Annotated in this window: 6 protein-coding genes; 4 read left to right on the forward strand and 2 right to left on the reverse strand. The window is 63.6% G+C overall.

The genetic code is table 11. From position 1 onward, the window contains the following. Positions 1-8 precede the first annotated feature (8 nt). From I5W_RS33315 to I5W_RS10165, 3 genes are all read left to right on the forward strand, one after another. On the forward strand, positions 9-482 hold the full coding sequence (locus tag I5W_RS33315; RefSeq protein ID WP_441294726.1) for a hypothetical protein: 474 nt from the start codon (positions 9-11) through the stop codon (positions 480-482). 66 nt (positions 483-548) lie between these two features. Then, positions 549-1673 (forward strand): zinc-dependent alcohol dehydrogenase family protein, encoded by a 1125-nt coding sequence (locus tag I5W_RS10160; protein ID WP_044529124.1) that lies wholly within the window; start codon positions 549-551, stop codon positions 1671-1673. Between the two features lie 99 nt (positions 1674-1772). Further along, positions 1773-2804 (forward strand): TRAP transporter substrate-binding protein, encoded by a 1032-nt coding sequence (locus I5W_RS10165; RefSeq protein WP_017450228.1) that lies wholly within the window; start codon positions 1773-1775, stop codon positions 2802-2804. Positions 2805-2886: 82 nt separating this feature from the next. Here I5W_RS10165 and I5W_RS10170 read toward each other — a convergent pair whose 3' ends face one another. Continuing rightward, complete coding sequence (locus I5W_RS10170) at positions 2887-3150, reverse strand: hypothetical protein (protein WP_044529125.1); 264 nt, start codon at positions 3148-3150, stop codon at positions 2887-2889. A gap of 190 nt (positions 3151-3340) precedes the next feature. Then, positions 3341-4273 (reverse strand): N-acetyl-gamma-glutamyl-phosphate reductase, encoded by a 933-nt coding sequence (gene argC / locus I5W_RS10175; protein ID WP_044529126.1) that lies wholly within the window; start codon positions 4271-4273, stop codon positions 3341-3343. Between the two features lie 157 nt (positions 4274-4430). Here argC and I5W_RS10180 point away from each other — a divergent pair. Further along, positions 4431-5031 (forward strand): LysR family transcriptional regulator (locus tag I5W_RS10180; protein ID WP_044529127.1); only part of this gene is annotated, 601 nt, incomplete at its 3' end.

A 5031-nucleotide genomic window follows, 5' to 3' on the forward strand; every position in this document is an offset into this window, starting at 1 on the left:
CGGTAGGAATCTCGCGTGGCAACTTCTATCATCATTTCAAAAGCAAGGATGACATCCTCTCGGCCGTGATCGGTTTGCGGCTGACGCAACGCCAGAGCCTGCTTGAGCGCTGGGAAATGCAGGATGAACAGCCAGCCTNCCGCATCCGCAGCTTTATCCAGATCCTGCTCGTCAATCAATCCAAGATCATGAAGCACGGCTGTCCGGTAGGAACACTGTGTACTGAACTGGCCAAGCGCATGGTGCAGCGGGCGCGGCGCCTGGGCTTCGGCGCCAAGTTGTGCATCCACCCGCGTCAGGTGGCCGGGGTCCGGCACGGCTTCATGCCCAGCGAGCAGGAACTGGCCTGGGCTGAGGAAGTGATGGCGGCGGTGCGTGCCAGCGATGGCGCTGCCATTTCGTTCAAGGGCAGGATGATCGACAAGCCGGTGATCCTGCAGGCTGAACAATTCCTGCGCGTGGCCGGGCGTTGGTTTGATTGAGCGCGGATTGAGCCGGCCGGGGCTCGTGTAACCTAGGCGTTTTCCAACCAGGAGGGAGACGACACCATGAAGATCCATGCCGCCGTGCTGCGCCAGACGACCGAGGCCCACCCGTTTGCGGTGAGCCAGCCGCTGAAGATCGAGCAACTCGACCTTGATCCACCCGGCCCCGGTGAAGTGCTGGTGAAGATGAAGGCAGCCGGCCTGTGCCACTCCGACCTGTCGGTCATCACTGGCGTGCGTCCTCGTCCGGTGCCCATGGCGTTGGGACATGAGGCCTCGGCCGAGGTGGTGCAGGTGGGCAGCGGCGTGTCCGACCTGCGTGTGGGCGATCTGGTGGTGCTGGTGTTCGTGCCCAGTTGCGGCCATTGCTTGCCCTGCATGGAAGGCCGCCCGGCGCTGTGCGAGCCCGGCGCGGCGACCAATACGGTGGGCCAATTGCTGAGCGGCCAGCGCCGCTTGCATGATGGCAGCGGGCACGTGCATCACCATCTCGGGGTGTCGGCCTTTGCCGATCACGCGGTGGTGTCGCGCCGCTCCTGCGTGAAGATCGAGGCCGATATCGATCCGGTGGAGGCGGCCTTGTTCGGTTGCGCGGTGCTGACCGGGGTGGGCGCGGCGGTCAATACGGCCGAGATCAAGGCCGGGACCACGGCTGCGGTGCTGGGCCTGGGCGGGGTGGGGCTGTGCGCCATGCTGGGGGCGCTGGCCTCGGGCGCGCGCGAGGTGATCGCGGTCGATCTGCACGATAGCAAGCTGGAAGTGGCGCGTGCGCTCGGCGCCACGGCCACCGTCAACGCCCGTGATCCGGACGCGGTGGAGAAGGTCAAGGCGCTCACCAAGGGGGGCGTCGATTACGCCTTCGAGATGGCCGGCTCGGTACAGGCCATGGAAGCGGCCTATCGCATGACCCGGCGCGGCGGCATGACGGTCACCGCCGGCCTGCCGGCACCGAATCAGAACTGGGCCTTGCAGCAGGTCAGCCTGGTGGCCGAGGAACGGACCGTCAAGGGCAGCTATATCGGCTCCTGCGTGCCGGTGCGCGACATCCCGCGCTACATCGGCCTGTACCAGGCGGGCAAGCTGCCGGTGGACAAGCTCATGGGCCAGCGCCTGGCGCTGGCCGACATCAATCGCGGTTTCGATCGGTTGCACAGCGGGGAGGGCTTGCGCGACCTGATCGTCTTTTAGGGCNTGTTCACATTTAATCTCGCAGATTAAATGTGAACAGGCCCTAACGCCAAAGGGCTGAGGTCATCGGCCTGCTGGCTTCAACCAGAGGAGACACGCATGACCATCATCCCACGGCGCGCGGCACTGGCCGCCTGCGTCTTTGCCACGCTGACCTTGCCGCTGGCGGCCAAGGTCGCGCTGGCCCAGTCCACCATCGTCATCAAGTTCAGCCACGTGGTGGCCAATGACACGCCCAAGGGCAAGGGCGCGGAACGCTTCAAGGAACTGGCCGAGAAAGCCACCAAGGGCCGCGTCAAGGTCGAGGTCTATCCCAATAGCACGCTCTACAAGGACAAGGAAGAACTGGAAGCCCTGCAACTGGGTTCGGTGCAGATGCTGGCGCCTTCGCTGGCCAAGTTCGGACCGCTGGGGGCCAAGGAGTTCGAGGTGTTCGACCTGCCTTACATCTTCCCCAACAAGGCGGTCTTGAAGCGTGTTACCGAAGGGCCGATCGGGCAGGGTCTGTTCCAGCGCCTGGAAAGCCGGGGCATCAAGGGCCTGGCCTATTGGGATAACGGCATGAAGGTGATGACGGCCAACCGTCCCTTGCACCAGGTGGCCGACTTCCGCGCGCTGAAGATGCGCATCCAGTCTTCCAAGGTGCTGGATGAACAGTTCCGGGCGCTCAAGGCCAATCCGCAGGTGCTGGCGTTTTCCGAGGTGTACCAGGCGATGCAGACCGGGGTGGTCGATGGCAGCGAGAACACACCCTCCAATATCTATACGCAGAAGATGTATGAGGTGCAGTCCAACCTGACGGTGTCCGATCATGGGTATATCGGTTACGCGGTGATCGTCAACAAGAAGTTCTGGGATGCCTTGCCGGCAGATGTGCGCACGCAACTGGAAGGGGCGATGAAGGAAGCGACCATCTACGCCAACAACATCGCTCAGAAAGAAAACGACGATGCCCTGGCTGCCATCAAGGCCAGCGGCAAGACCAAGGTCTATACCTTGAGCGAAGAAGAGAAGGCCCAATGGCGCCGTGCGCTGCTGCCGGTACACAAGTCCATGGCCACGCGCGTGGGGCCCGAATTGATCGAGGCGATCTATAAGGAAAGCGAGGCGGCCGGGGTCAAGATGAATTGAAGCGCTTGCCGTAATAGCCCGATACCACGGCCTGCGAGGATGCAGGCCGTTTTTTTAGGTGGGCCACCAGGGGCTGTAAAACTTACTTTTTCTTGCGTTCGACAATGTAATGCTCGGCCGCGGTGACGGCGTTCTGCAGGGCTTCCATCTTGGAATTGCCCGGCTTGAAATCACCGAACTCGTGGGTGGTGCGGTCCGGTAAGTCGATATGGACGAAGGCCGTCCATTTGCCGTCAGTACGCAATACCGGAGTCAGTTTGATGGTCGCGTCGAGATACTTGCACGCGATGGCGCCTAGGGTGGTGGACATCTTGCTTGGAAGCGGGGCGGCGGCAAGTTCTGCCATGACCGACGCCTGCTGTCTGGGTGGCGAATCAAGTGCGCAATGATGCCACAGCCTGAACGATCCTGCCGTGCAGGATATCAAGGTTTTACCAGATTTTACGAGTCAATGGCTTGACGCAAGGCGTTGCCTGGAGGGCGTGCCTTGCTGGTCAAGCTTGTTTTGCTTGCTTTTTGCGTAAGCAATAAGCGAGTCAATGAGCGCCCAGCAGCAAGTCCAGGTTCTGCACGGCTGCGCCCGAGGCGCCCTTGCCCAGGTTGTCGAATACCGCGCACAGCAGGATGTGGCCTTCGGTGGCATTGCCGAACACGCCCAGCGTCATGTCGTTGCTGCCGTTGTGGCGGGTTGGATCGAGCTGGGCCGTGGCAGCGCTTTGTTCGGCATCGAGCACGTGGACGTGGCGCGCCCCGGCGTAATGCGCCTGCAGCACGGCGCGCAGGCGCTCCAGGCTGGCCGGTGCCGGCAGCAGGCGTTGATGCAAGGCGATGGACAGCACGATGCCTTGGCTGAAGGCGCCATAGGACGGCACGAATATGGGGCGCTGCGACAGGCCGGCGTGCAATTGCATTTCCGGCGGATGCTTGTGCGCCAGGCCCAGGCCATATGTCACGAAAGGCGCGGCGCTGGCCGCTTGCGGGCCTTCGTACTGTTCCACCTGGGCACGACCGCCGCCCGAATAGCCGGAGACTGCATGGATGGCCAGCGCATAGTCGGACGGCACCAGGCCGGCTTGCACCAGCGGACGCAACAGCGCAATGGCACCGGTCGGATAGCAGCCGGGATTGCTGATGCGCTGCGCGCTGGCGATGGCCTCGGCCTGGCCGGGTGCCATTTCGGGGAAGCCATACACCCAGCCTGGGCTGGTGCGATGGGCCGAGCTGGCATCGATGACACGGACCTTGGGATTTTCAATCAGCGCCACCGCTTCGCGGGCGGCGGCGTCGGGCAGGCACAGCAGGGCGATGTCGGCGCTATTGATGGCTTCGGCGCGGCGCCGCGCCTCCTTGCGCTCGGCTGGCGGCAGGGTCAGCACGCGCAGGTCGGTGCGACCGCGCAGGCGTTGGTGGATCTGCAGACCGGTGGTGCCTTGGTCGCCGTCGATGAAGATGAGGGGAAGAGTGCTCACGCTGTGCTCCAGTGCAGGAAGGGTTGCGCCGATGAAAGCGGCGGGGTTGACCAGTGAGTTGCATGGTGCGCCCGATCGTATAATTGGAAAAGTTGAATATCACAAAGAGATCGTTCAGCTTTTCTGAATCAACGTTCTTGTCCCCGGGAGTCTTGTCATGCGTGAATTGAGCCTGGACCGCCTGCGCACCCTGGTCGCCATCGCCGATCTGGGTTCCTTTGCCGCTGCCGCACGCGCCTTGCACCTGGCACCGCCCACGGTGAGCCTGCACATCAGTGAACTGGAAGAGCGCATCGGCGCGCCGTTGCTGTTGCGCCAGCGCAGTCAGGTCCGGCCTTCGGGGATAGGAGCGACCTTGGTGGCGCGCGCACGCCAGTTGTTGGCGGCGGCCGAACAGGCGCTGGAAGAAGTGGGGCGGCAGGTGCAGGGCCTGGCTGGGCGGGTGCGCCTGGGGGCCTCCACCGGGGCCATCGCCTATCTGCTGCCGCAGGTGCTGGAGCGACTGGGACAGAGCCATCCTGGCATCGATGTGCAGATCCACATCCTGACCTCGCAGGAAACCCTGTCGCAACTGGTCGAGGGCAGCCTGGACGTCGGCCTGGTGGCCTTGCCGCAGTCGCCCGTGGGGGGCTTGACGGTGAAGCCCTGGCGGCGTGATCCGGTGATGGCTTTCGTGCCGGCGGCGTGGCACGCACCGCGGGTGGTGACGCCGACCTGGCTGGCGGCGCAGCCCTTGATCCTCAATGCCCCGGAAACCC

This window comes from Herbaspirillum sp. B65 (assembly GCF_000333555.1).
GTDB classification, from domain to species: Bacteria; Pseudomonadota; Gammaproteobacteria; order Burkholderiales; family Burkholderiaceae_D; genus Herbaspirillum; species Herbaspirillum rubrisubalbicans.